A 22971-nucleotide genomic window follows, 5' to 3' on the forward strand; every position below is an offset into this window, starting at 1 on the left:
GCGGCCGGCTCGTGCTCGTGGCTCAGGCCACGCGGGTGCCTCGCCGCCACACCCCGCCGACCAGCGGCACCCCCGGCCGGTACGCCAGGTGTACGTGGCTCGGGGCGTCCAGGAGGATCAGGTCGGCGTAGGCGCCCGGGGTGAGGCGGCCGATGTCGTCGCGGCGGAGGGCGGCCGCTCCGCCGGCCGTGGCCGACCAGAGGGCCTCGTCCGGGGTCATCCGCATGTCACGTACCGCGAGGGCGATGCAGAAGGGGACCGAGGAGGTGAAGGAGGAGCCCGGGTTGCAGTCCGTGGACAGGGCGACGGTGACGCCGGCGTCCAGGAGGCGGCGGGCGTCCGGCCACTCGGCGCGCGTGGAGAACTCCGCGCCGGGCAGCAGCGTGGCGACCGTACGGCTGTTCGCCAGGGCGTCGACGTCCTCGGCGGTGAGGTGGGTGCAGTGGTCGGCGCTGGCGGCGTCCAGCTCGACGGCCAGCTGGACGCCGGGGCCGTAGGACAGCTGGTTGGCGTGGATGCGGGGGTGCAGGCCCCTCGCCCTGCCCGCCGTGAGGATCGCGCGGGCCTGGTCGCCGTCGAAGGCGCCCTTCTCGCAGAAGACGTCGATCCAACGGGCGTAGGGGGCGCAGGCGTCGAGCATCTCGCCGGTGACGAGGGCGACGTAACCGGCCGGGTCGTCCGCATAGTCCGGGGACACGATGTGGGCGCCGAGGTAGGTGACCTCGTCGGTGTGGGCGGCGGCGATGCGCAGGGCCCTCGCCTCGTCCTCGACGGTCAGGCCGTAGCCGGACTTGGTCTCGAAGGTCGTCGTGCCCTGGCTCAGGGCCTCGGCGAGGTAGTGGGTGAGCCCGCGTTCGAGTTCCTCGTCGCTCGCCGCCCGCGTCGCCGCGACCGTCGTACGGATGCCGCCCGCGCTGTAGGGCCGCCCGGACATACGGGCGTTGAACTCCTGGGTGCGGTCGCCCGCGAAGACGAGGTGGCTGTGGGAGTCGACGAAGCCGGGGATCACCGCCCGGCCGCTCGCGTCGACCCGATTGTCAGTGGCGGGTGCTTTGCTTTGATCACCGGTCCACACGACGCGGTCGCCCTCGATGGCGACGGCGGCGTCCTGGATCAGTCCAAGGGGGGATCCGTCAAGGGAGGGGTCGTTGGTGACCAGAGCGGCGATGTTGGTGATGAGCGTGCTCGCGGTGCTCGCGGAGTGGGCGGGGCTGACGGTCGTCGCGTTGCTCATGGCGTCCTCGGTGGCCTGGTCGGCGGTGGGGGCGGGTTCGGGGGCGGGCCGTGGGGGTGTGCTGCCCGGAGTCATCCGTGCAGCGCTGCGACGGCGTCCGCGAGGGCTTTCGGCACATCCGGCACGAGCGCGTGGACCCCGTCCCGTACGACGTGCCGGCCTCCCACGACCGTGTGCGACACGTCTGCTGCCGACGCGGCGAATACGGCCGTCTCGGCCCCGAGCCGCGGAGGCGGCCCTGCCGTCCTGACCGAGTCGAGGGCGATGGTGGTGAAGTCGGCCAGCGCGCCCGGCTCCAGGGTGCCCGCGCCGTCCCAGCCGAGGGCCGCGTGGCCGTCGGCCGAGGCAGCCCGCAGGAGGGCCGCCGCCGTCCAGTGACCTCGCCTGCGGGTGCGCAGGCGCTCGTCGAGCTCCATCGCGCGTGCCTCTTCGAGCAGGTCGATGACGGCGTGGCTGTCGGAGCCGAGGGACAGCGGTGAGCCCGCACGCTGGAGGGCCACGGCCGGGCCGATGCCGTCGGCGAGGTCCCGCTCGGTCGTCGGGCACATGCAGGTGCCGGTGCCGCTGCCGCCGATCAGTGCGATGTCCTCGTCGGTGAGGTGGGTGTTGTGGACGCCGGTGGTGCGCGGCCCGAGGACTCCGTGCTCGGCGAGCAGCCGGGTCGGCGTGCACCCGTGGGCCTCGCGGCAGGCGTCGTTCTCGGCGGTCTGCTCGGACAGGTGGACGTGGAGCGGGGCCCGCCGCTCCTCGGCCCAGCGTGCCACGGTCGCCAACTGGTCGGCGGGCACGGCCCGTACCGAGTGGATCGCCGCACCGATCCTCGCGTGATCCCGGTCCTTGAGAACTGAACAGCGTTCGGCCCATTCCTGGGCCGTCCCGTCGGAGAAGCGCAGCTGGTGGGCGTTGGGCGGCTGTCCGAAGCCGGAGGAGAGGTAGGCGGTGTCGAGGAGGGTGATGCGGACACCGGCGTCGGCGGCGGCCTCGATCAGCGCCTCGCCCATGGCGTTGGGGTCGGCGTAGGGCGTGCCGCCGGGGGCGTGGTGCAGGTAGTGGAACTCACCGACCGCCGTCACGCCCGCCAGCGCCATCTCCGCGTACACGGCACGGGCGAGGGCGTAGTACGTCTGCGGGGTCAGCCTGTCGGCGACCGAGTACATGACCTCGCGCCAGGTCCAGAAGGTCCCGGAGCCGACCTGGACGGTGCCGCGCAGGGCCCGGTGGAAGGCGTGCGAGTGGGTGTTCGCCAGTCCCGGCAGGGTCAGGCCGCGCAGGATCTCGGCGCCGGGGGGCGGGGTGCCGGTGTCCGTGCGGACGGCGGCGACGCGGCCGTCCGCCCCCGCGGCGGAGCCGCCTGTCGACACCGTCACGGCCACACCCGGCTCGACGTGGGTTCCGAGCCAGGCGTGCTCCAGCCAGTAGGTCTTCTCTGTCACCTGCAGGCCAGCCCTTCCAGTACGTCGGCGAGCGCGAGGACTCCGGCCACGCAGTCGTCCTCGGCGGCGAACTCCGCCGGGGAGTGCGAGACGCCGGTGGGGTTGCGCACGAACAGCATGGCGGTCGGGATGTTCCCGGAGAGGATTCCCGCGTCGTGTCCCGCGCCGGTTCCCAGGACGGGCACCCTGAGATCGGTGCCGGTGCCCAGGATGCGGGCGAGTTCGTCGCGCAGGGCGTGGTCGAACTCGACGACGGGGGTGAAGGACTCCCGGACCACGTCGAGGTCGATACCGTGGGCCTCCGCGTACTCCCTGGCCGCCTTCTCGACGCCGCCGACCACCTGGTCGAGGCTCTCCTGGTCGGCGGCGCGGGAGTCGAGCCAGCCGCGCACCAGGGAGGGGATGGCGTTGACGCCGTTCGGCTCGACGGCGATCTTGCCGAAGGTCGCGACGGCACCGGCGAGTTCGGCCTCGCGGCGGGCCGCCAGCACGGTCTCGGCGTACGGCAGCATGGGGTCGCGCCGGTCCATGAGGCGGGTGGTTCCGGCGTGGTTGGCCTCGCCCCGGAAGTCGAACCGCCAGCGGCCGTGCGGCCAGATGGCGCTCGCGATCCCGAGCCGGTCGCCGGAGAGGTCCAGCGCCCTGCCCTGCTCGACGTGCAGCTCGACGAAGGCGCCGATGCGGGCGAGCCGCTCCGGGTCGGCTCCGATGCCGTCGGGGTCGTGGCCGGCGGCCTCCATGGCCCGCGGGAGCGTCACCCCTTCCCCGTCGGTCAGCCGGTGTGCCTGCTCGACGGTGAGCTGCCCGGCGGTGAGCCGCGACCCGACGCAGGCGAGCCCGAAGCGGGCGCCCTCCTCGTCGCCGAAGTTGACGACGGCGAGGGGCCTCGCGAACTCCGCCCGCCGCGCCCGGAGTTCGTCGAGCGCGCCGAAGGAGGACACCACTCCGAGGGGTCCGTCGAAGGCGCCCCCGTCGGGTACGGAGTCGAGGTGCGACCCGGTGACGACGGCGTCGCCCTGAGCGGGGTCTCCGAGCCAGGCCCACTGGTTGCCGTTGCGGTCGACCTCGTAGGTCAGTCCGCGGGCCTCGGCCTGCTCCTTGAACCAGGCCCGGCATTCGGTGTCGGCCCCGGTCCAGGCGAAGCGCCGGTAGCCGTGGGAGTCGGGGTGCCGGCCGACGGGGAGCAGCTCGCGCCACATCTCGTGGAAGGAGGCGGTGCCGTGGCTCTGGACCGTTCCGGAGTTGCCGCGCTGCGTCACGCCGAGTCACCCTCGCGCATCGGGACCCGCACGCCCCGCTCGTCGGCGACGGACTCCGCGATGTCGTACCCGGCGTCCACGTGCCGGATGACGCCCATGCCCGGGTCGTTCGTCAGCACCCGCCGGACCTTCTCGCCGCCCAGCTTCGTACCGTCGGCCACCGTCACCTGCCCGGCGTGGAGGGACCGCCCCATGCCGACACCGCCGCCGTGGTGGATCGACACCCAGGAGGCGCCCGAAGCCACGTTGACCATGGCGTTCAGCAGCGGCCAGTCGGCGATCGCGTCGGACCCGTCGAGCATGGCCTCGGTCTCCCGGTAGGGGGAGGCGACGGACCCGGCGTCCAGGTGGTCGCGCCCGATGGCCAGCGGTGCCGCCAGCTCCCCGCTCGCCACCATGTCGTTGAACCGCTCGCCGGCCTTGTCGCGCTCGCCGTAGCCGAGCCAGCAGATGCGGGCGGGCAGGCCCTGGAAGTGGACTCGTTCCCCGGCCATCTTGATCCAGCGGGCGAGGGACTCGTTCTCGGGGAACAGCTCCAGCATCGCCTTGTCGGTCTTGGCGATGTCGGAGGCCTCACCGGACAGCGCGGCCCAACGGAAGGGGCCCTTGCCCTCGCAGAACAGCGGGCGGATGTAGGCGGGGACGAAGCCGGGGAAGGCGAACGCCCGGTCGTACCCGGCGAGTCGGGCCTCGCCGCGGATCGAGTTGCCGTAGTCGAAGACCTCGGCGCCGGCGTCCATGAAGCCGACCATGGCCTCGACATGGCGGGCCATCGACTCACGGGCGCGCACGGTGAACCCGGCCGGGTCCTTGGCCGCGGCGGACGCCATGTCGTCGAAGTCGACGCCGACCGGCAGGTACGCCAGCGGGTCGTGCGCGGAGGTCTGGTCGGTGACGATGTCGATGGGCGCGCCCTCGGCGAGCATGCGCGGCAGCAGTTCGGCGGCGTTGCCCAGCAGGCCGATGGAGAGCGGCCGGCGGGCGTCACGGGCCTCGACGGCCAGCTGGAGCGCGTGCTCCAGGCTGTCGGCCTTCACGTCCAGGTAGCGGTGCTCGATGCGCCGCTCGATGGCGCGGGGGTCACAGTCGATACAGATCGCGACGCCGTCGTTCATGGTGACCGCGAGGGGCTGGGCGCCGCCCATGCCGCCGAGACCGGCGGTGAGGGTGATCGTCCCGGCCAGGGTGCCGCCGAACTTCTTCGCGGCGACGGCGGAGAAGGTCTCGTAGGTGCCCTGGAGGATGCCCTGGGTGCCGATGTAGATCCAGGAACCGGCGGTCATCTGGCCGTACATGGTCAGACCGAGGGCCTCCAGGCGGCGGAACTCCTCCCAGTTGGCCCAGTCGCCGACGAGGTTGGAGTTGGCGATCAGGACGCGCGGGGCCCACTCGTGGGTCTGCATGACGCCGACGGGGCGGCCGGACTGGACCAGCATCGTCTCGTCCTGCTTGAGGGTGCGCAGCGTGCGGACCATGGCGTCGAAGGAACGCCAGTCACGGGCGGCCTTGCCGGTGCCGCCGTAGACGACGAGCTGGTCGGGGTGCTCGGCGACCTCCGGGTCGAGGTTGTTCTGCAGCATCCGTAGGGCGGCTTCCTGCTGCCATCCCAGGGCGCTCAGTTCCGTACCGCGCGGCGCTCGGACGGGGCGGGGTCCTGACATGGTCTGCCTCCTGGGACTCTGCTGCGGATCATCGCTGGGGGTTGTTGCTGCCGATATTCACATCCTGGCTTTCTGAATAGAACTAGTCAATACGTTCTCGCGTCAGCATCGGTAGGACAGTGATGTTTCAGGACAGGGATGTTCGCCCGTTGTGTTCGGCCGGACGTCCCGGACGCGGTGACGAGCAGGACGGGGACGTGATGGACGAGTACGGCACCACCGGCGAAGGGCGGGCCGCCCGCCGGGACGAGGCGGTGCGGGCGGCCGTGGAGCAGGGCCTGCTGGGGCCGGACTCCCCCATCGTCGGGCTTCTGGACGTCACCGGCATCCGGGAGTCGGCGGCCGAGCTCCGCGCGGCCTTCGACGAGGTCACCGCACCCGGTACCCCGGTACTGCACGCGTTCGCGGTGAAGGCGACCCCGCTGGTTCCGGTGCTGCGGCTGCTGCGCGAGGAGGACATCGGCGCGGAGGTGGCGAGCCCGGGCGAACTCGCGCTGGCGCGGGCGGCGGGGCTCTCGCCGGCCCGGACCGTCCTGGACTCGCCCGCCAAGACACCGGCCGAGCTCAGAGAGGCGCTGGCGCTGGGGATCGCCGTCAACGCGGACAACCCGCAGGAGCTGGACCGCATCGACGGCCTCGTGAAGTCGGCCGTCAGCCGTTCCCCGCTCGGCATTCGGGTCAACCCGCAGGTCGGGGGCGGCTCCATCGGGGCGACCTCCACGGCCACGGCGACCTCGAAGTTCGGGGTGGCGCTGCGGGACGAGGGGGCGCGCGAGTGGGTCGTGCGCGCCTACCTCGACCGGCCCTGGCTTTCCCGGCTGCACGCGCACACCGGCTCGCAGGGCATCCCGCTGCCCCTGATGACCCAGGGGCTCGCGGAGACGTACGCGCTCGCCGAGGAGATCAACCGGCGGATCGGGCGGCCGCAGATCGACACGATCGACATCGGCGGCGGGCTGCCGGTGAACTTCGCGTCGGACGTGACGACTCCGACGTACGCCGAGTACGCGCGGGCGCTCAGGGAGGCGGTGCCGGGGCTGTTCGACGGGCGGTACGGGCTGGTCACCGAGTTCGGGCGGTCACTGCTGGCCAAGCACGGCACGATCGTGGCGCGGGTGGAGTACGCCAAGAGCGCGGGCGGGCGGCCGGTCGCGGTGACGCACGCGGGCGTGCAGGTGGCCACGCGGACGGTGTACGTACCCGGGTCGTGGCCGCTGCGGATCGCGGCGTACGACGGCAAGGGACGGCCCAAGAGCGGGCCCGAGGTGGTGCAGGACGTCGCCGGTCCGGCCTGTTTCGCGGGCGACCTGCTGGCCGAGGGGCGCGCGCTCCCGCTGCTCGACCAGGGGGACTACGCGGCGGCGCTGGACACGGGCGCGTACTACTTCGCGCACCACTACGCCTACAACTCGCTGGCCCGGCCGGGCATTTACGGCTTCGCCCCCGACCATGCGGGAGGCGTCCGCTTCGCGACCGTGCGGGATCCCCAGACGCTCGCCTCGATCGTGGCCGAATCCGGAGGGGCGCACACCGGTGCACTCACCACCTTCCACGCGCCCGGGAGCAGTTGACACGCACCGGCGGCCCCGTTGATCAATTGGCCCGGGAACAAGGCAAGTTGACCCACCTTAGTCATCCCGAGCATGTTCCACCGGAAAATGCCAGATCCCTCACCCCTCGCGCACACGTTGCGTAGTTTCGGCGTCACTCAGCCGAACCGCAGGCGGGAGGGGAGCCACGGTGCAGGGAATCGACGAGTGCCTGCTGGAAGCGATGCGACTGCCGGGTGCGCGGGGGGCCGCGCTGGTGGACTGGACGAGCGGGCTGGCGCTGGGCGCCGTCGGGGAAGCCCCCGGCGGCGACCAGGAGGCGGCCGCCGCGGAGGCCGCCGAGCTCGCCCGGCTCGCCGCCGAACAGCGCGCCTTCGCCTCCGGCAGCTCCGGGGAAGTCGGGGTCGCCGGCAGCTCCGGGGCGGTCGGGCCCTCCGGCAGCTCCGGGACCGCCGGGGCGGGAGCCGCCGGGGCGGAGGCCGCCGGGCAGAAGCCGGACCCGCCGGTCGAGGACCTCATCCTCAGCAACCGTGACAGCTACCACGTCCTGCGGTTCGTGCCGACGTCCTTCGACAGCAGCGTGTTCCTGCACCTGTGGCTGGCCCGTGCGGAGGGCAACCTCGCGCTGGCCCGGATCCGGCTCGGTGAGATGGCCGGACGGCTGGAGCTCGGATGACGACGCTCCGCACCACGCCCGCCCCGCCGCCGCCCCGGCTGCCGGTGCGCGACAGGACGGCCGCCCTGGACCGCGGCCGGGGCGGTGTCTCGCCGATGCTGACCCGGCTGGCCGCCGAGCGCGCCACCGGCATCCTGATACGCGAGCGCGGCACCCTGCACCTCGCCGACGGCAAGGTGGTGCACGCCGAGAGCCCGGCCGCCCCCGGCGCCGACGTCCTCCTCGCCGCCCACGGCACGCTGGACGCCGACGTCTGGCGGCAGGCCCTGGCCGAGAGCGTCTCGAGCACCGCGGGCGCCGGCACCGGGACCCGCCGCCTCACCGGCGCCGAGGCCGTGCACCGGGCGGGCCGCCGGCTCGTCGCGGGCGGGCTGCTCACCCCGGGCGCCCTGGAGATGTGCCGGCTGACCGCGCTGTACGACGCGGCGTACTTCGCCCTCGCCCCGAGCAGCACCCCGGGCCGCTTCCGCTACGGCACCGGGGACGGAACGGACGAGGCCCTCGGCGTACCCCGGGAACCCGACGACGTCCCCGGCGACCCGCGCCCCGTCCCGGTCGCCGCCCTGGAGCGCGAGACCCTGCGCCGCCGCGACCTGCTGCACCGCATCTGGCCCCACGCCCTGCCGGACGAGGTGCCGCTGACCCGGGAACACCGCCCCTCGCCCCCACCGCTCCCGGCCCGGCGGCAGGCGGTGCTGGCCCGCGTGGACGGCATCCGCACGGCGTCGGAGATCGCCCGCGAGCTGGGCCGCCCGGCCTTCCACACCCTGGTGGACGTACGGCGGCTGGTGGCGGCCGGGGTGGTCTCGCCCTGCCCTCCGCTGTCCTTCACCGGATCCGAGCCCGAGTGCGAGCCGGTGCCCGGTCCGCCGGATGTCGGTGTCCCCGTCGATGCCTTCGCTGCCGTCGACGCCGTCGAGCACGTCGATCCCCACATCACCTTGCTGAAGAGGCTCAGGGATGCGCTGGAGGCCCTTTGAGCGGCAGCGGATCCGCGCCGAGAGGAGAGATCTGATGGCAGCAGCTCAGGACGCGATCCTGGAGGAGCTGCGCCGGCTCAGAGCCCGGGTGCCGCAACTCACCGGCGCCCTCGCGGCCGACGCCGACGGTCTCGTCCTGGCCCAGGACACCCCGGGCGTCGATCCGCAGGCCGTCGCCGCACTCACCGGGACCACCCGGGCGCTGGCCGCCCAGCTGTCCGACACGACCGGCCAGGGGGACCTGCGCGAACTGCTCGTGCGGGGCGTGTACGGCTACGTCGCCACGTACGCGGCGGGCGCCGGGGCCGTCGTCACGCTGCTCGCACAGGACCGGGTCAACGTCGGCCGCCTCCATCTGGAGGGCCGTCGGGCGGGCGCCCGGATCGCCGAGCTCGTCGACGGCGCGGCCGCCGAGCGCACAGAAGCCGTCGCGGCCGCCGAACACACCGAAGCCATCGCGAAGGCGCCCGCGAAGCCCGCTCCGGCACGTGCCAGGGCGCCCCGCACGTCCCGGGCCAAGCCCGCGGACACCCGTGCCACGGCCACCGCACCACCGGTGGCCCGTACCACCACCGAAAGTTAGAGAACCGAGGAGACACAGTCATGGCCAACACCGAAACCGCGCTGAAAGAGGCTCTCGCCTCCATCGAGGGCGCGACCGGCGTCGCGCTCGTCGACTACACCAGCGGCATGGCGCTCGGCACCATGGGCGGCAGCAAGACCTTCGACCTGAACGTGGCCGCCGCCGGCAACACCGACGTGGTCCGCGCGAAGATGCGCACGATGGAGCACCTCGGCCTCAAGGCGCAGATCGAGGACATCCTGATCACCCTGTCCGACCAGTACCACCTGATCCGCCTGATCAGCGGACGCGGGGGCAACGGCCTCTTCCTCTACCTGGTCCTGGACGCCAAGCGTTCCAACCTCGCGATGGCCCGCCACCAGCTGAGGCAGATCGAGGCCGACCTGGAGGTGTGACCCGGGAGCACCGGAGCTAGACCAGTGCCGCGGTGCGGCGGCGCGCTCCTCCCGGGGCCGCGTCGCCCGCCGCGATACCCGTGCTGCGGTAGGCCTTGACCGCCTTTCCGGCCGGGCGTCCGCCGTTCGCGGCGAGCCAGTCGACCCGCACCCACAGCAGCGCGTCCTCGTCCCGCTCGCGCCGCCCCAGCCAGGCGGCCTTGAGCGCGAGGCCCGCACCGCACCCGGCGAGCAGCATGCCGCCCGCGACGGGCACCGCGAACGAACTCAGCAGCGCGACCAGCCAGGCCAGCAGCAGCCACCACCGGTGCCCGCGGCGCCAGTTGCGCACACTGACCGCACGGTCCTGGAGCACGTCGTGCTTCCCGGCGCGGACAGCCGCCCGCCCCAGCGTCGTGTACCGCCTGCGACGGCTGTACGACACCACGGCCACGGCGACGATGAACAGCGCCGCGCCCGCCATCACTCCGATCCGGCGCCCGGTGAGCCCCGGTATCAGCAGGCCAACGCCCGCCGCGCACACTCCGAGCCACCACAGGGGTGCGGCCCCGGCGCGCACGACGACGGCCACCCGAGCCAGCCCCTGAGCCCTGCGATCTGCGTGTGCCACGTCCCGTCTCCTCGTCGTCCCGGCACAGTCCTGATGGGCGGGGAGGGTAGCGGGCGAACGTGAGACGAGTCTGAAAAAGCGCTACTCCACGAAGAGTCCGCGTGCCGCGGCCCGCGCGTCGAACTCCTCCAGGCGGGCCTGCGCGTCCGGCAGGTCGTCGCACATCGCCTCCAGCAGCACCCGGCCCAGCAGCATCGGCGCGCAGGCCGTGTCGAAGGCGAGGCCGGTGCCGACGGCGGCGGGCAGCAGCAGGTCGGAGACCTTGGCGACCGGGGCGAAGGCGGAGTCGGCGACCGTGACGACGCTCAGGCCCGCCTCCTTGGCGTAGGCGAGGGTGTCCACGACCTCGCGGGGATGCCGGGGCAGCGCGAAGCACAGCAGGGTCGAGGCGCCCGCGCGGACGGCGGCGTCGATGCGGTCGTGGATCATCGTGCCGCCCTCGTTGAGCAGCCGTACGTCCGGGTGGACCTTGGCGGCGAAGTACGCGAAGCCGTACGCCTGGGAGGCGGCGGCCCGCAGCCCGAGCACCGGCAGCGGGCGGGAGGCGGCGAGCAGCCGGCCGGCCTTCTGCACCGGGCGCGGGTCGGCGAGGATCTCCGCCAGGTGTCTGAGGTTCTCGATCTCGGCCTCGACGGCCTGCTGGTACTCGTTGTACGACGCGGAGGCCGCCGTCTGTTCGGCGGGCGCGACCTCGCGCAGGTGTCTGCGCAGGGCGGGGTAGCCGTCGAAGCCGAGGGCGACGGCGAAGCGGGTGACGGAGGGCTGGCTGACCCCGGCCAGTTCGGCCAGCTCCACGCTGGACAGGAACGGCACGTCGGCGGCCCGCCGCACCATGCTGTGCGCGATGCGCCGCTGGGTCGGTGTGAGCCGGTGTCCCTCGAACAGTGTCTGAAGCCGTCCCGCGGGAGTGTCCGCCACACCCGCCCCGCCCATCGCCCCGCCCATGTCGCTCATGCCTCGATCCCCCTCCAGATGTCCGTGAACCGGTCGAGCAGTGCGGCCGCCGCCGTCACGTCGCCCGTGAGCGGCCGGTCGGCCGGGTCCTCCGCCAGCACCGCCTCGGCGAGTTCCAGCGCGCGGCCCACCGGGAGGTCCGGGTCGGGCCTGAGGTCGCGCTGGCGCAGCGCCCGTACGGCGGCGACGAGTTCGCAGCCGACGACGAGACGGTACGCGCCGCACGCGCGCAGTGTCTGACGGGCGGCGAGCGAGGCGAAGCTGGCCTGTTCCTCGACGCCCCGGGAGAGTACAGCGTGGCCGAGCGAGGCGGGCGCGGAGAAGGCCCGCAGGTCGCCGAGGGCGGCCCCGGCGGCGTACTCCAGGATCATCACGCCGGAGGAGGCGGGCTCCTGGTCGGCGAGGAAGGGCCTGAGGCGGGTGAAGGCGGGCTCGTTGAGCGTGGAGAGCCGGGACGTGGACAGGCGGGCGACCTGTGTGAGGGCCAGCCTGAAGTGGTCCAGGGCGAGGGCGAGTTGGGCCTGGTAGAAGCCGCCGTGATGGTAGGCGGCCATGTCCTCGGGGGAGATGAGGGGGTTCTCGGCGGCCGCGTTGATCTCGATCGCGAGGACCTCCTCCAGGGCGTCGGCGGCGTCGTGGGCGGGCCCGTGGATCTGGGGCAGGCAGCGGAAGCCGTACGGGTCCTGGATGCGCCCGAGCGGCGGGGTGGGCCGGTCCTCGGCCCCGATCAAGGCCCGCATCCGCCGCGCCACTTCGGCGGACCCGCGGTGCGGGCGGGCCGCGTGCACGGGAGCGGCGTACGCCTCGTGCGACCCGTCCACGGCCAGCAGCGACAGCGCCCCGACGACCTGCGTGGCCTCGACGAGTCCGCGCAGCTCGTGCAACGCGAGGGCGGCCTGGGCGAGCGTGAGGGCGTTGCTGCTGATGAAGGCGAGGGCGTCGTTGTTGTCGAGGAGCTGGGGCTCGGGGGCGCCGGCCTCCCTCCAGGGGTGCTCCCCCGCCAGCGCCAGTCCCACCTGGGCCAGCGCCGCGATGTCACCGGTGCCCACCGAGCCGAACTCGTTGACGACCGGGTACGCGCCGTTCTCCAGCGCCTCGCACAGGGCTGTGACGACGGTCGGCCGCAGTCCGGCGCCGCCCGCCAGGAGCTGGTTGGCGCGGACCGCGAGCATCGCGCGGACCTGCCGGGCGGGGAGTTCCTCGCCGATGGCGCCGGCGTGGCTGCGCAGCAGCCGCAGCCCGTGTTCGGCGGCCGCCTCGGTGGGCACGTCCTCGTTCCGGTTCGCGCCGACGCCGGTCGAGCGGCCGTAGACGCGTCCGGTCGCGGCGATCTGGCGGGCGGCGTCCCAAGACTCAGTGACCCGCTTCATCGCGTCGGTCCCGGGCACCGGCCGCGCGCTCCCGTCGGCGAGGCGGACCACGTCCGCGACGTCGAGTGCGATCCCGTCGAGTACCACCAGACCGGTGTGCCCGACCGCGACGGGATCCGACGCGTCCACGATCCGAGACGACATCTAGCTCAAACTCCCCTCAAGCGGACATCTGATCTTGCCTGGCGGTCATCCGTTACCTCGGATTAACACCGAACCGTTGACAACCTATTCAGGTACCGAGAACTCTGCATGACGTTATACAGCCGGGCAAGGGACAACTCATGATCCAGTTCGACGCGGTCCACAAGCGCTTCCCCAACGGCACGACAGCAGTGCACGATCTCACCCTCGACATGCCGGAAGGCGGCGTCACGGTCCTCGTCGGATCCTCCGGTTGCGGCAAGACGACCACCCTCAGGATGATCAACCGGATGGTCGAACCGACCTCCGGCACCATCAAGGTCGGCGGCAAGGACGTCACCCGCCAGGACGCCGCCGAACTGCGCCGCTCCATCGGCTACGTCATCCAGCAGTCCGGACTCTTCCCGCACCGCACCGTGCTGGACAACATCGCCACGGTGCCCCTGCTCCTGGGCCACGGCCGCAAGAAGGCCCGCATCCGCGCCGCCGAACTCCTCGAAACCGTCGGCCTCACCCCCGAGTCCGGCAAGCGGTACCCGCACCAGCTCTCCGGCGGCCAGCAGCAGCGCGTCGGCGTCGCCCGCGCGCTCGCCGCCGACCCGCCGGTCCTGCTCATGGACGAGCCCTTCGGCGCGGTCGACCCGGTCGTACGCACCCAGCTCCAGGACGAACTGCTCCGACTCCAGAAGGAGTTGAACAAGACCATCGTCTTCGTCACGCACGACGTCGACGAAGCGGTCAGGCTCGGCGACCGCATCGCGATCTTCCGCACCGGCGGCCACCTCGTCCAGTGCGCCCCACCCGCCGAACTCCTCGCCCGCCCCGCCGACGACTTCGTGGCCGACTTCCTCGGCGCCGAGCGCGGCCTGAAGCTGCTCTCACTGAAGACCCTGGCCGAGGTCCCGCAGGGCCCGGCGCCGGAAGGGGCCGCCTGGTCCCTGGTGTGCGACGCGGCGGGCAGGCCTCTGCACTGGGCGACCCAGGACGCCGAGGTCCCCGTACGACCGCTCAAGGACGGCGACTCCCTGCTCGCCGCCCTCGACGAGTCCGTCGCCTCCCCCACCGGCCTGGTCGCCCGCGTCGACACCGAGGGCGTCCTCACCGGCGTCACCTCCCGCGACGACATCCACCGGCACGCCGGCCGGGCCCACACGGAAGCCCGGGTGGCCGCATGACCATCGACTGGTCGTGGATATCCGGCCACACCGACGACCTGACCACCCTGACGATCTCGCACCTCCAGGCAGCGCTCTCAGCGGTCTTCTTCGGCCTGTTGATCAGCCTCCCCCTGGCAGTGGTCGCGCACCGGATCCGCCCCCTGCGCGGCTTCCTGCTCGGCCTCTCGAACGTCCTGTTCACGATCCCCTCGATCGCGATCTTCGTGCTCCTGCTGCCGATCAGCGGCCTGACCCGCACCACGACCGTGATCGGCCTGACCATCTACACCCTGGTCGTCCTGCTGCGGAACACCGTCGAGGGCCTCGACTCGGTCCCCGCGAAGACCAAGGAGGCGGCGAAGGCGATGGGCACCCGCCCCCTGCGCACCCTCCTCACCGTCGAACTCCCCCTCGCACTCCCCGTGATCATGGCCGGGGTGCGGATCGCGACCGTCATGTCGATCTCCCTCGTGTCGGTCGCCACCTACATCGGCGACGGCGGCCTCGGCCAGCTCTTCACCGACGGCTTCCAGCGCGACTTCCCGACCCCGGTGATCGCGGGTGTGGTCCTCACGCTCCTGCTCGCCGTGATCGCGGACGCCCTGCTGGTGGCCCTCCAGTACGTCCTGACCCCGTGGCGGCGGAGGCGAGCCTGACATGTACGAACTCATCAAGAACCTCGGCACCTGGCTGACCAGCGGCTCCCAGTGGACCGGCACCGACGGCATCGCCCACCGGCTCGCCGAGCACCTGCAGTACTCGCTCCTCGCGACCCTCGTCGCGGCCGCGATCGGCCTGCCCCTCGGCCTGCTGATCGGCCACACCGGCAAGGGCGCCTTCGTCGCGATCAACCTCGCGTCCTTCGGCCGCGCCCTGCCCACCGTCGGCCTGGTCGTGCTGGTCTTCCTGGCCGGCGGCCTGTCCATGCTCCCGGTCTACGTCGCCCTCGTCGCTCTCGCGGTCCCGGCGATCGTCACCAACACCTACGCCGGCATGACCGCGGTCGACCCGGACGTCAAGGACGCCGCCCGCGGCCAGGGCATGCGCGGCCACCAGGTCCTGTTCCAGGTCGAACTGCCCCTCGCACTTCCCCTGATCATGACCGGCCTGCGCCTGGCACTGATCCAGGTCGTCGCCACCGCGACCATCGCGGCGTACGTCTCGTTCGGGGGCCTGGGCCGCTACGTCTTCGACGGCCTCGCCCAGCGCGACCTCGTCCAGGTCCTCGGCGGCGCGGTGCTGGTCGCCGTGATCGCCGTCGCCCTCGACCTGCTGCTCTCCGGCCTCCAGCGCTTCCTCTTCCGTCACCGCACCGCGTAAGGACCCCTCCGATGAACCGACGCACCCTCCTCGGCGGCCTCCTCGCGGCGGCCTCCGTCCCCGCCCTCTCCGCCTGCTCCAGCGGCATCACCTCCCTCGACGGCGGCGGCACCACCTCCGGCGGCAGCGGCTCCAGCAAGGGCGGAGTCACCATCGGCACCGCCAACTTCACCGAGAACCAGGTCCTCGGATACCTGTACGCGGCCGTGCTCCGGCAGGCCGGCGTGAAGGTGAAGGTCCGTCCCAACCTCGGCACCCGAGAGATCGTGATCCCCGCCCTCAAGGCCGGCGACATCGACCTGCTGCCCGAGTACCAGGGCGCCCTCCTCAACTACCTGGCCCCCAAGGACGCGTCGGCCGAGCCGGGCACCATGCAGAACGCCCTCACCCTGGCCCTGCCCGCCGGCCTCCAGGTGCTCCCGTACGGCCAGGCGGCCGACTCCGACTGCTTCGTCGTCACCCGGGCGACCGCCAGGAAGTACGGCCTCGTCACCCTCGCCGACCTCGCCAAGCAGAACGGCAGGCTGGTCATCGGCGCGGCGCCCGAGGTCAAGAAGCGCCGGGTGGGCGCCGTCGGCCTCAAGGAGGTGTACGGCGTCGAGTTCAAGGAGTTCAAGTCCCTCGACTCGGACGGTCCGCTCGTCAAGGGCGCCCTGAAGAAGGGCGACGTCGACGTGGCGAACCTCTTCACCACCGACACCGACATCGCGGCCGACGACTGGGTGGTGCTGACCGACCCGAAGAACCTCATCCCCAGCCAGCACATCGTCCCCCTCATAGCCGACCGCAAGGCCGACGACACCGTCCGCAAGGCTCTCGCCCGCCTCGGCAACGTCCTGACGACCGCCCAGCTCACCCAGCTCAACAGCCAGGTCGACAACGACAAGAAGGACCCGGAGGACGTGGCGAACGCGTACGCGAAGCAGCACGGGCTGACCACGGGCTGATCTGGGAAGCACCCCCGCCGCAACAGGGGGGCTAACCCCAGTGCAGCGGGCGGTACCGCTGCCTACCGTGGACCCCATGACCGGAATGGACGCGCGGGACCCCGAACTCAAGAAGGAACTCAACGCCACCCTGCAGGCCCGCAGGGAACTGGGCGAGGAGTACGAGTCCGCGCTGGTCGACTCGTTCCTGGAGAAGGTCGACCAGCGGATCGACGGCGCCGTGGACCGACGGTTGCGCCGGCAGCTCGCCGAGCAGCAGATGGTGACGGCCCGCGGCGCCCGCTCGCCCAAGCCCACCGACTCCTTCGGCGAACGCTTCGGCTTCGGCATCGTCTCCCTGGTACTGGCGATCCCGCTCTCCGGGATCGGCGGCGCCCTCGGCGACCTGCCCGGCCTCATGGTCACCTGGGTCGGCATCGTCGGCGTCAACGCCTTCCAGGCGCTCCGCCTCAACCCGGACCTCTTCCGGGGCCGGCGGACGAAGCCGTCCTCCCGGGGCAGCGACTGGGAGGACTGACCCGGCGCTCACACCTGCGCGGTCGGCAGCACCACGACCTGGCGCAGGTTGACGTGCCGGGGCCGGCTGGTGACGTAGGCGACGAGGTCGGCGAGCTCCGTGGCCGTCAGCGTGCCCATCGCCTCGGCCATGCCGCCGATCTGCTCCCGCAGCCCGTCGTTCTCGATGTGCGTGGCGAGCTCGCTCTCCGTCAGCCCCGGCTCGATGTTGGTGACCCGCACGCCCCGCGGCCCGAACTCGTTCCTCAGCAGCGCCGAGAGATGCGTGACCGCGGCCTTCGTCGCCCCGTACACGGCGTAGTCCGTGAAGCCCGTGACGTGCGCGCCGATGGACGAGACGTTCACCAGGTCCGCGCTGCGCCCCTGCGCGGCCGCCTCGTTCAGGTCCCCGGCGAAGGCGCCGATGACACGCAGGACACCGGTGACATTGGTGTCGATCATCCGCTGCCACTCGTCGACGCGGGCGTCGACGATCGGGTTCGGCAGCATCACGCCCGCGTTGTTCACCACCAGGTCGACGGTCCCGTAGGCGGCGTGGACGCTCTCCACGGCGGCCGCCACGGACGCGTCGTCGGTGACGTCCGCGACCACCGCCAGCGCCTGACCGCCGTCGGCCCGGATCTTCCCCACGACCGCCTCCAGCCGCTCACCGCGCCGCGCGAGCAGCGCGACCCGCGCCCCCTGCGCGGCCAGCAGCACGGCCGTGGCCTCCCCGATACCGCTCGCCGCTCCGGTGACGACAGCGGTACGTCCGGCCAGATTCTCGTACGACATCGAAGTGCTCCTCGGTGGGATGTCCGCCGGGGTGACTCCCCGGCTCGACCACCACCCTGCGGCGCCCGGGCCGCCGTACCCAGGGATGCGCTTTTCCTGGGTCTGCCAGTACCAGGTTCAAAACCCCGGCCTCCCCTACGATCGAACCCATGAACGGGGACCTCGGAGATTTCCTGCGCTCACGCCGCGCCCGCATACAGCCCGAGGAGGTGGGGCTGCCCTCACACGGCCGGCGCCGCGTGCCCGGTCTGCGCCGGGAGGAGGTGGCGCAGCTGGCCGGAGTGAGCGTCGACTACTACATCCGGCTGGAGCAGGGCAGGGGGCCCGGGGGCCCCTCCCGGACGAAGTCCGGGGGAGTCTCCGACGCCGTCCTGGACGCCGTCGCGCGCGTCCTGCGCCTGGACGACACCGAACGCGACTACCTCCACGCGGTGGCCCGCCCCCACAGGCAGACCGACCGCCCGACGCGCCCCCGCGTCCGCCCGGCCGTCCAGCTCATGATCGACGCCATGGACCGCACCCCGGCCTTCGTCCTGGACCGCCGCATGACCGTCCTGGCCTGGAACCCCCTGGCCGACACGGTGTTCGGCTACAGCGGTACGACCGCCAAGGCCCGCAGCATCCCGCGGCACGTGTTCCTCGACCCCGCCGCCCGTGACTTCTACCCGGAGTGGCAGGCCGTGGCCGCCCAGAGCGTGGCCCACATGCGTGTCCTGGCGGGCCACCACCAGGACGACCGCGAAATGACCTCGCTCGTCGGCGAACTCTCCCTCAAGAGCGAGGACTTCCGCCGACTGTGGGCCGACCACCAGGTCAAGGAGTGCGCCTACGGCGTGAAGCGCCTCCAGCACCCGGTGGCGGGCCTGCTCGTCTTCCCGTACGAGACCCTCACGATCCCGGGAGACGGCGACCAGACCCTGCTCGTCTACACACCGGAACCGGGGTCGGAGACGGCGGAGAGGCTGGCGTTGCTGGGAAGCTGGGCGTCGAGCCCCGCGCGCTGACAACGCGCTGAGAAGGTGATGCGCGGGGACCGCCGCACCCCCGTTACCGGGGGGCGGGACGACGGCGGTCCCCGCGAAGGACGTCGACCGGGTCAGGCCAGGTCTCACGTCCGGCGTCCTTGGAGGTCCGGGAGCCGCTCCGGAGGTCCTTGGACGTTTCGGCGCCGGCCTGGGCGGGGAGCCGCTCCCGCCCTGCCGACATCCACCACTGTGCCGGGCCCGTGTTAAGCGTGTGCTGCGCGGACGTGACCAGCTCGTACCAGTTCCGCGAAGTCCACCCTTTCGGTAGGAAACCGCAAGACCGCCTCCGGCGCCCGGGGTTCACCGGACATTTACCGCTACTTCCCGCCCTTGGCGAGGAAGGCCAGCAGATCCTGGCGGCTGATGACTCCGGTGGGCTTGCCCTCCACGAGGACGATCGCGGCGTCCGCGGAACCGAGGACCGTCATCAGGTCGCCGACCGGTTCGCCGGAGCCGACCTGGGGCAGCGGGGCCGACATGTGCTTCTCCAGCGGGTCCTCCAGCGAGGCCCGCTGAGTGAACAGGGCGTCGAGCAGCTCGCGTTCGACGACCGAGCCGACGACCTCCGCGGCCATCACGTCCGGGTGGCCGGCGCCAGGCTTGACGATCGGCATCTGCGAGACGCCGTACTCCCGCAGCACCTCGATGGCCTCGCCGACCGTCTCGTCCGGGTGCATGTGGACGAGGGAGGGGATGGCGCCGTGCACCTTGTCGTTGAGGACGTCGGCGACGCGGGCGCTGGGGCCCTCGTCCTCCAGGAAGCCGTAGTCGGCCATCCACTCGTCATTGAAGATCTTCGAGAGGTACCCCCGCCCGCTGTCCGGGAGCAGGACGACCACGACGCCGTTCTCGTCCAGGCGTTCGGCGACGCGCAGGGCCGCCACCACGGCCATGCCGCAGGAGCCGCCCACCAGGAGGCCCTCCTCCTTGGCGAGGCGGCGGGTCATCTGGAAGGAGTCCTTGTCGGAGACGGCGACGATCTCGTCGGCGACGGTCCGGTCGTAGGCGGTCGGCCAGAAGTCCTCGCCGACGCCCTCGACGAGGTACGGCCGGCCGGAGCCGCCGGAGTACACCGAGCCCTCGGGGTCGGCGCCGATCACCTGGACCGCGCCATCGCTGGCGTCCTTCAGGTAGCGGCCGGTGCCGGAGATGGTGCCGCCGGTGCCCACGCCCGCCACGAAGTGGGTGATCTTCCCCTCCGTCTGCTCCCACAGCTCGGGGCCGGTGGAGTGGTAGTGGGAGAGCGGGTTGTTGGGGTTGGAGTACTGGTCGGGCTTCCACGCCCCCGGCGTCTCACGCACCAGCCGGTCGGAGACGTTGTAGTACGAGTCCGGGTGCTCGGGGTCCACGGCGGTCGGGCAGACGACGACCTCGGCCCCGTAGGCCCGCAGGACGTTGATCTTGTCCGTCGACACCTTGTCGGGGCACACGAAGATGCACTTGTACCCCTTCTGCTGCGCCACGATGGCGAGTCCGACCCCGGTGTTTCCGCTGGTCGGCTCGACGATGGTGCCCCCTGGCTTCAGCGCGCCGCTCTCCTCCGCCGCCTCGATCATGCGCAGGGCGATGCGGTCCTTCACGGAGCCGCCGGGGTTGAAGTACTCGACCTTGGCCAGGACGGTCGCCTTGATGCCCTTGGTCACGCTGTTGAGCCTCACCAGCGGGGTGTTGCCGACGAGGCTGATCATCGAGTCGTGGAATTGCACCGTTGTCTCCGGATGCTTGCAAAGAATTGGTCCTAGTGGTCCAGCCAGCCTATGGCCTGATCGGGCGCCATGACGGTCGTTCACACCCCGTTGGGATTGGGCCACGGTCCGTGCGGGGCAAGGAGTGGGTGTAGCGGGTACGACGGAGGTGGCGGCGACGTATGACGAGCATGTCGAGGGCGAGGGTGGCCCGGCGGATCGCGGCCGGCGCCGCATACGGCGGCGGCGGGATCGGTCTGGTCGGCGCGGCGGCCATGGGGCTGGTGCTGGCGGAGGTGCGGCTGGCCAGGCGGCAGGTGGGCAACGGCACGGCGCCGCACGTCCCGCAGGCCGAGGGCCGGTACGGCCACGTGTATGCCGCCGCGGGCGTTCCGCCGCTGCGTCTGACGATGCTGGGCGACTCCACGGCCGCGGGCCAGGGAGTGCACCGGGCGGCCCAGACGCCGGGCGCGCTGCTGGCGTCCGGGCTCGCGGCGGTGTCGGAACGCCCGGTGGAACTCCGTAATGTCGCCCTGCCCGGCGCCACCTCGGACGACCTGGACCGTCAGGTGGCGCTGACGCTGGCGGACCCCGAGCGGATCCCGGACGTGTGCGTGATCATGATCGGCGCGAACGACGTCACGCACCGGATGCCGGCGACGCGTTCCGTGCGGCACCTGTCGTCCGCGGTACGGCGGCTGCGCACGGCCGGTGCCGAGGTGGTGGTCGGCACCTGTCCCGACCTGGGCACGATCGAGCCGGTCCAGCAGCCGCTGCGGTGGCTGGCCCGCCGGGCCTCGCGTCAGCTGGCGGCGGCGCAGACGATCGGCGCGGTGGAGCAGGGCGGCCGCACGGTCTCGCTGGGCGACCTGTTGGGTCCGGAGTTCGAGGCGAACCCGCGTGAGCTGTTCGGCCCCGACAACTACCACCCCTCGGCGGAGGGGTATGCGACGGCGGCGATGGCGGTGCTGCCGACGGTCTGCGCGGCATTGAGCCTGTGGCCGGCCGACGAGGACCGCCCGGACGTCTCGCGCCGCGAGGGCTTCCTGCCGGTGGCCCGGGCGGCGGCGGAGGCGGCGTCGGAGGCGGGTACGGAGGTCGCGGCGGCGATGCCGACGGGCCCGACGGGGCCCTGGGCACTGCTCAAGCGCAGGCGGAGGCGGCGGGTGCGGGCGACGGAGCCGTCACCCACCAGCACCACGAGCATCCAGTGAGCGGTGCCTGGCGGGGTACTCGCGCGAGCGGGTGGAGTCCAGCACCGGAGGCCCAAGCAAGCGCTTAGACATAGGTCACACCGTCACCCCCGTGACCCAGGCCATACGTACGGGTAACTTCCCAAAGAGCCCCGTCCGGAAGAACACCCCCGCATGCCAATGGAGCCGTGATGCCCGAAGCCGTGATCGTCTCGACCGCCCGCTCCCCCATCGGCCGCGCTGTCAAGGGCTCGCTCAAGGACCTGCGCCCCGACGACCTCACCGCCACGATCATCCAGGCCGCCCTCGCCAAGGTCCCCGAGCTGGACCCGCGCGACATCGACGACCTGATGCTCGGCTGCGGCCTCCCCGGCGGGGAGCAGGGCTACAACCTGGGCCGCATCGTCGCCGTACAGATGGGCATGGACCACCTGCCCGGCTGCACGATCACCCGTTACTGTTCCTCCTCGCTGCAGACGAGCCGCATGGCCCTGCACGCCATCAAGGCCGGTGAGGGCGACGTCTTCATCTCGGCCGGCGTCGAGATGGTCTCCCGCTACGCCAAGGGCAGCTCCGACGGCCTCCCGGACACCACGAACCCGATCTTCGACGAGGCGCAGGCCCGCACCGCCGCCACCGCCGCCCAGGAGGGCACGACCTGGCACGAGCCGCGCGAGGACGGTCAGCTCCCCGACCCGTACATCGCGATGGGCCAGACCGCGGAGAACCTGGCGCGCGTCAAGGGCGTCACCCGTCAGGACATGGACGAGTTCGGCGTCCGTTCGCAGAACCTCGCCGAGGAAGCCATCAAGAACGGCTTCTGGGAGCGCGAGATCACCCCGGTCACGCTCCCCGACGGCACGGTCGTCTCCAAGGACGACGGCCCCCGCGCCGGCGTCACCATGGAGGCCGTCGGCGGCCTGAAGCCGGTCTTCCGCCCCGACGGCCTCGTCACGGCGGCCAACTGCTGCCCCCTCAACGACGGTGCCGCCGCGGTCGTGATCATGTCCGACGCCAAGGCCCGCGAGCTCGGCCTCACCCCGCTCGCCCGCATCGTGTCGACCGGTGTCTCCGGCCTGTCCCCCGAGATCATGGGCCTGGGCCCGGTGGACGCGAGCAACCAGGCGCTGCGCCGCGCCGGTCTCACGATCGACGACATCGACCTGGTCGAGATCAACGAGGCGTTCGCCGCCCAGGTGATCCCCTCCTACCGCGACCTGAACATCCCGCTGGAGAAGCTGAACGTCAACGGCGGCGCGATCGCGGTCGGCCACCCCTTCGGCATGACCGGCGCCCGCATCACCGGCACGCTCATCAACTCCCTCCAGTTCCACGACAAGCAGTTCGGTCTGGAGACCATGTGCGTGGGCGGCGGCCAGGGCATGGCGATGGTCATCGAGCGCCTCAGCTGATTTCCCAACTCTCCGTGCCCGTACGGGGACCCGGCGTCACTCTTTGGCCCAGAACCGTGGAAACTCCAGGGTTCTGGGCCGATTTGTGATCCA

At 72.2% G+C, this 22971-nt stretch carries 22 protein-coding genes; 13 read left to right on the forward strand and 9 right to left on the reverse strand.

What is annotated here, in order from left to right:
• Positions 1-22: 22 nt before the first annotated feature.
• Genes hutI through hutU form a run of 4 tightly spaced genes read right to left on the reverse strand, consistent with a single transcriptional unit; the run spans position 23 to position 5587 of the window.
• Positions 23-1309 (reverse strand): imidazolonepropionase, encoded by a 1287-nt coding sequence (hutI, locus tag ABZT02_RS15455; protein WP_356018124.1) that lies wholly within the window; start codon positions 1307-1309, stop codon positions 23-25.
• Positions 1306-2667, reverse strand: a complete 1362-nt coding sequence (locus ABZT02_RS15460) for a formimidoylglutamate deiminase (protein WP_356018126.1) — start codon at positions 2665-2667, stop codon at positions 1306-1308. Before ABZT02_RS15460 ends, hutI begins: the two co-directional genes overlap by 4 nt.
• On the reverse strand, positions 2664-3866 hold the full coding sequence (locus ABZT02_RS15465; RefSeq protein ID WP_356018632.1) for an allantoate amidohydrolase: 1203 nt from the start codon (positions 3864-3866) through the stop codon (positions 2664-2666). The genes ABZT02_RS15460 and ABZT02_RS15465 overlap by 4 nt, the downstream gene beginning before the upstream one ends.
• A 56-nt stretch (positions 3867-3922) precedes the next feature.
• Positions 3923-5587: a urocanate hydratase gene (gene hutU, locus ABZT02_RS15470; RefSeq protein WP_356018128.1), complete on the reverse strand. Its 1665-nt coding sequence runs from the start codon at positions 5585-5587 to the stop codon at positions 3923-3925.
• A gap of 200 nt (positions 5588-5787) precedes the next feature.
• Here hutU and ABZT02_RS15475 point away from each other — a divergent pair, with 200 nt between their 5' ends.
• The 5 genes from ABZT02_RS15475 (at position 5788) to ABZT02_RS15495 (ending at position 9771) form a co-directional block, all read left to right on the forward strand.
• Positions 5788-7158, forward strand: a complete 1371-nt coding sequence (locus ABZT02_RS15475; RefSeq protein ID WP_356018633.1) for a diaminopimelate decarboxylase — start codon at positions 5788-5790, stop codon at positions 7156-7158.
• Between the two features lie 169 nt (positions 7159-7327).
• The gene (locus ABZT02_RS15480; protein ID WP_356018130.1) at positions 7328-7813 is read left to right on the forward strand and encodes a hypothetical protein; all 486 of its coding nucleotides are present in this window, start codon (positions 7328-7330) and stop codon (positions 7811-7813) included.
• Complete coding sequence (locus ABZT02_RS15485) at positions 7810-8793, forward strand: hypothetical protein (RefSeq protein ID WP_356018132.1); 984 nt, start codon at positions 7810-7812, stop codon at positions 8791-8793. Before ABZT02_RS15480 ends, ABZT02_RS15485 begins: the two co-directional genes overlap by 4 nt.
• A gap of 34 nt (positions 8794-8827) precedes the next feature.
• Positions 8828-9376, forward strand: a complete 549-nt coding sequence (locus tag ABZT02_RS15490; protein ID WP_356018134.1) for a roadblock/LC7 domain-containing protein — start codon at positions 8828-8830, stop codon at positions 9374-9376.
• A 20-nt stretch (positions 9377-9396) separates the two neighbouring features.
• Complete coding sequence (locus tag ABZT02_RS15495) at positions 9397-9771, forward strand: hypothetical protein (protein WP_356018136.1); 375 nt, start codon at positions 9397-9399, stop codon at positions 9769-9771.
• A 16-nt stretch (positions 9772-9787) separates the two neighbouring features.
• Here ABZT02_RS15495 and ABZT02_RS15500 read toward each other — a convergent pair whose 3' ends face one another.
• From ABZT02_RS15500 to ABZT02_RS15510, 3 genes are all read right to left on the reverse strand, one after another.
• Entirely contained in the window at positions 9788-10381 is a 594-nt protein-coding gene (locus tag ABZT02_RS15500) for a hypothetical protein (protein ID WP_356018137.1), read from the reverse strand.
• An 81-nt stretch (positions 10382-10462) separates the two neighbouring features.
• A complete protein-coding gene (locus ABZT02_RS15505) occupies positions 10463-11326 on the reverse strand; it encodes a MurR/RpiR family transcriptional regulator (RefSeq protein ID WP_356018634.1) in 864 nt (287 codons plus the stop codon).
• Between the two features lie 5 nt (positions 11327-11331).
• Positions 11332-12849, reverse strand: coding sequence for an aromatic amino acid ammonia-lyase (locus tag ABZT02_RS15510; protein WP_356018139.1), 1518 nt, complete (start codon positions 12847-12849; stop codon positions 11332-11334).
• A 140-nt stretch (positions 12850-12989) separates the two neighbouring features.
• Between ABZT02_RS15510 and ABZT02_RS15515 the strand changes: the two genes are divergently transcribed.
• From ABZT02_RS15515 to ABZT02_RS15535, 5 genes are all read left to right on the forward strand, one after another.
• A complete protein-coding gene (locus ABZT02_RS15515) occupies positions 12990-14024 on the forward strand; it encodes an ATP-binding cassette domain-containing protein (protein WP_356018140.1) in 1035 nt (344 codons plus the stop codon).
• Positions 14021-14662: an ABC transporter permease gene (locus ABZT02_RS15520; RefSeq protein WP_356018142.1), complete on the forward strand. Its 642-nt coding sequence runs from the start codon at positions 14021-14023 to the stop codon at positions 14660-14662. Before ABZT02_RS15515 ends, ABZT02_RS15520 begins: the two co-directional genes overlap by 4 nt.
• Before the next feature lies 1 nt (position 14663).
• A complete protein-coding gene (locus ABZT02_RS15525; RefSeq protein ID WP_351992846.1) occupies positions 14664-15326 on the forward strand; it encodes an ABC transporter permease in 663 nt (220 codons plus the stop codon).
• Positions 15327-15337: 11 nt separating this feature from the next.
• Positions 15338-16273: an ABC transporter substrate-binding protein gene (locus ABZT02_RS15530; protein ID WP_356018145.1), complete on the forward strand. Its 936-nt coding sequence runs from the start codon at positions 15338-15340 to the stop codon at positions 16271-16273.
• A gap of 85 nt (positions 16274-16358) precedes the next feature.
• Entirely contained in the window at positions 16359-16790 is a 432-nt protein-coding gene (locus tag ABZT02_RS15535; RefSeq protein WP_356018635.1) for a hypothetical protein, read from the forward strand.
• Positions 16791-16798: 8 nt separating this feature from the next.
• Here ABZT02_RS15535 and ABZT02_RS15540 read toward each other — a convergent pair whose 3' ends face one another.
• The gene (locus ABZT02_RS15540) at positions 16799-17563 is read right to left on the reverse strand and encodes an SDR family oxidoreductase (protein ID WP_356018147.1); all 765 of its coding nucleotides are present in this window, start codon (positions 17561-17563) and stop codon (positions 16799-16801) included.
• A gap of 149 nt (positions 17564-17712) precedes the next feature.
• On the opposite strand from ABZT02_RS15540, the gene ABZT02_RS15545 reads away from it, so the two are divergent.
• A complete protein-coding gene (locus ABZT02_RS15545; protein ID WP_356018149.1) occupies positions 17713-18567 on the forward strand; it encodes a helix-turn-helix transcriptional regulator in 855 nt (284 codons plus the stop codon).
• A 338-nt stretch (positions 18568-18905) separates the two neighbouring features.
• On the opposite strand, the gene ABZT02_RS15550 is transcribed toward ABZT02_RS15545, so the two are convergent.
• The gene (locus ABZT02_RS15550; RefSeq protein WP_356018151.1) at positions 18906-20294 is read right to left on the reverse strand and encodes a cystathionine beta-synthase; all 1389 of its coding nucleotides are present in this window, start codon (positions 20292-20294) and stop codon (positions 18906-18908) included.
• A gap of 161 nt (positions 20295-20455) precedes the next feature.
• Here ABZT02_RS15550 and ABZT02_RS15555 point away from each other — a divergent pair, with 161 nt between their 5' ends.
• Positions 20456-21487: an SGNH/GDSL hydrolase family protein gene (locus ABZT02_RS15555; protein WP_356018153.1), complete on the forward strand. Its 1032-nt coding sequence runs from the start codon at positions 20456-20458 to the stop codon at positions 21485-21487.
• A 170-nt stretch (positions 21488-21657) separates the two neighbouring features.
• A complete protein-coding gene (locus tag ABZT02_RS15560) occupies positions 21658-22878 on the forward strand; it encodes an acetyl-CoA C-acetyltransferase (protein ID WP_356018156.1) in 1221 nt (406 codons plus the stop codon).
• The last annotated feature ends 93 nt before the right edge of the window (positions 22879-22971 follow it).

It is taken from the genome of Streptomyces sp. NPDC005402 (genome assembly GCF_040606575.1).
Taxonomy (GTDB): domain Bacteria; phylum Actinomycetota; class Actinomycetes; order Streptomycetales; family Streptomycetaceae; genus Streptomyces.

Coding starts and splice junctions, on each gene's coding strand:
- ABZT02_RS15485 (WP_356018132.1), top strand. CDS start 7,810: ATGACGACGCTCCGCACCACGCCCGCCCCGCCGCCGCCCCGGCTGCCG.
- ABZT02_RS15530 (WP_356018145.1), top strand. CDS start 15,338: ATGAACCGACGCACCCTCCTCGGCGGCCTCCTCGCGGCGGCCTCCGTC.
- ABZT02_RS15490 (WP_356018134.1), top strand. CDS start 8,828: ATGGCAGCAGCTCAGGACGCGATCCTGGAGGAGCTGCGCCGGCTCAGA.
- ABZT02_RS15510 (WP_356018139.1), bottom strand. CDS start 12,849: ATGTCGTCTCGGATCGTGGACGCGTCGGATCCCGTCGCGGTCGGGCAC.
- ABZT02_RS15475 (WP_356018633.1), top strand. CDS start 5,788: ATGGACGAGTACGGCACCACCGGCGAAGGGCGGGCCGCCCGCCGGGAC.
- ABZT02_RS15465 (WP_356018632.1), bottom strand. CDS start 3,866: ATGTGGCGCGAGCTGCTCCCCGTCGGCCGGCACCCCGACTCCCACGGC.
- ABZT02_RS15555 (WP_356018153.1), top strand. CDS start 20,456: ATGACGAGCATGTCGAGGGCGAGGGTGGCCCGGCGGATCGCGGCCGGC.
- ABZT02_RS15520 (WP_356018142.1), top strand. CDS start 14,021: ATGACCATCGACTGGTCGTGGATATCCGGCCACACCGACGACCTGACC.
- ABZT02_RS15545 (WP_356018149.1), top strand. CDS start 17,713: ATGAACGGGGACCTCGGAGATTTCCTGCGCTCACGCCGCGCCCGCATA.
- ABZT02_RS15525 (WP_351992846.1), top strand. CDS start 14,664: ATGTACGAACTCATCAAGAACCTCGGCACCTGGCTGACCAGCGGCTCC.
- hutI (WP_356018124.1), bottom strand. CDS start 1,309: ATGACTCCGGGCAGCACACCCCCACGGCCCGCCCCCGAACCCGCCCCC.
- hutU (WP_356018128.1), bottom strand. CDS start 5,587: ATGTCAGGACCCCGCCCCGTCCGAGCGCCGCGCGGTACGGAACTGAGC.
- ABZT02_RS15535 (WP_356018635.1), top strand. CDS start 16,359: ATGGACGCGCGGGACCCCGAACTCAAGAAGGAACTCAACGCCACCCTG.
- ABZT02_RS15560 (WP_356018156.1), top strand. CDS start 21,658: ATGCCCGAAGCCGTGATCGTCTCGACCGCCCGCTCCCCCATCGGCCGC.
- ABZT02_RS15505 (WP_356018634.1), bottom strand. CDS start 11,326: ATGGGCGGGGCGATGGGCGGGGCGGGTGTGGCGGACACTCCCGCGGGA.
- ABZT02_RS15515 (WP_356018140.1), top strand. CDS start 12,990: ATGATCCAGTTCGACGCGGTCCACAAGCGCTTCCCCAACGGCACGACA.
- ABZT02_RS15540 (WP_356018147.1), bottom strand. CDS start 17,563: ATGTCGTACGAGAATCTGGCCGGACGTACCGCTGTCGTCACCGGAGCG.
- ABZT02_RS15495 (WP_356018136.1), top strand. CDS start 9,397: ATGGCCAACACCGAAACCGCGCTGAAAGAGGCTCTCGCCTCCATCGAG.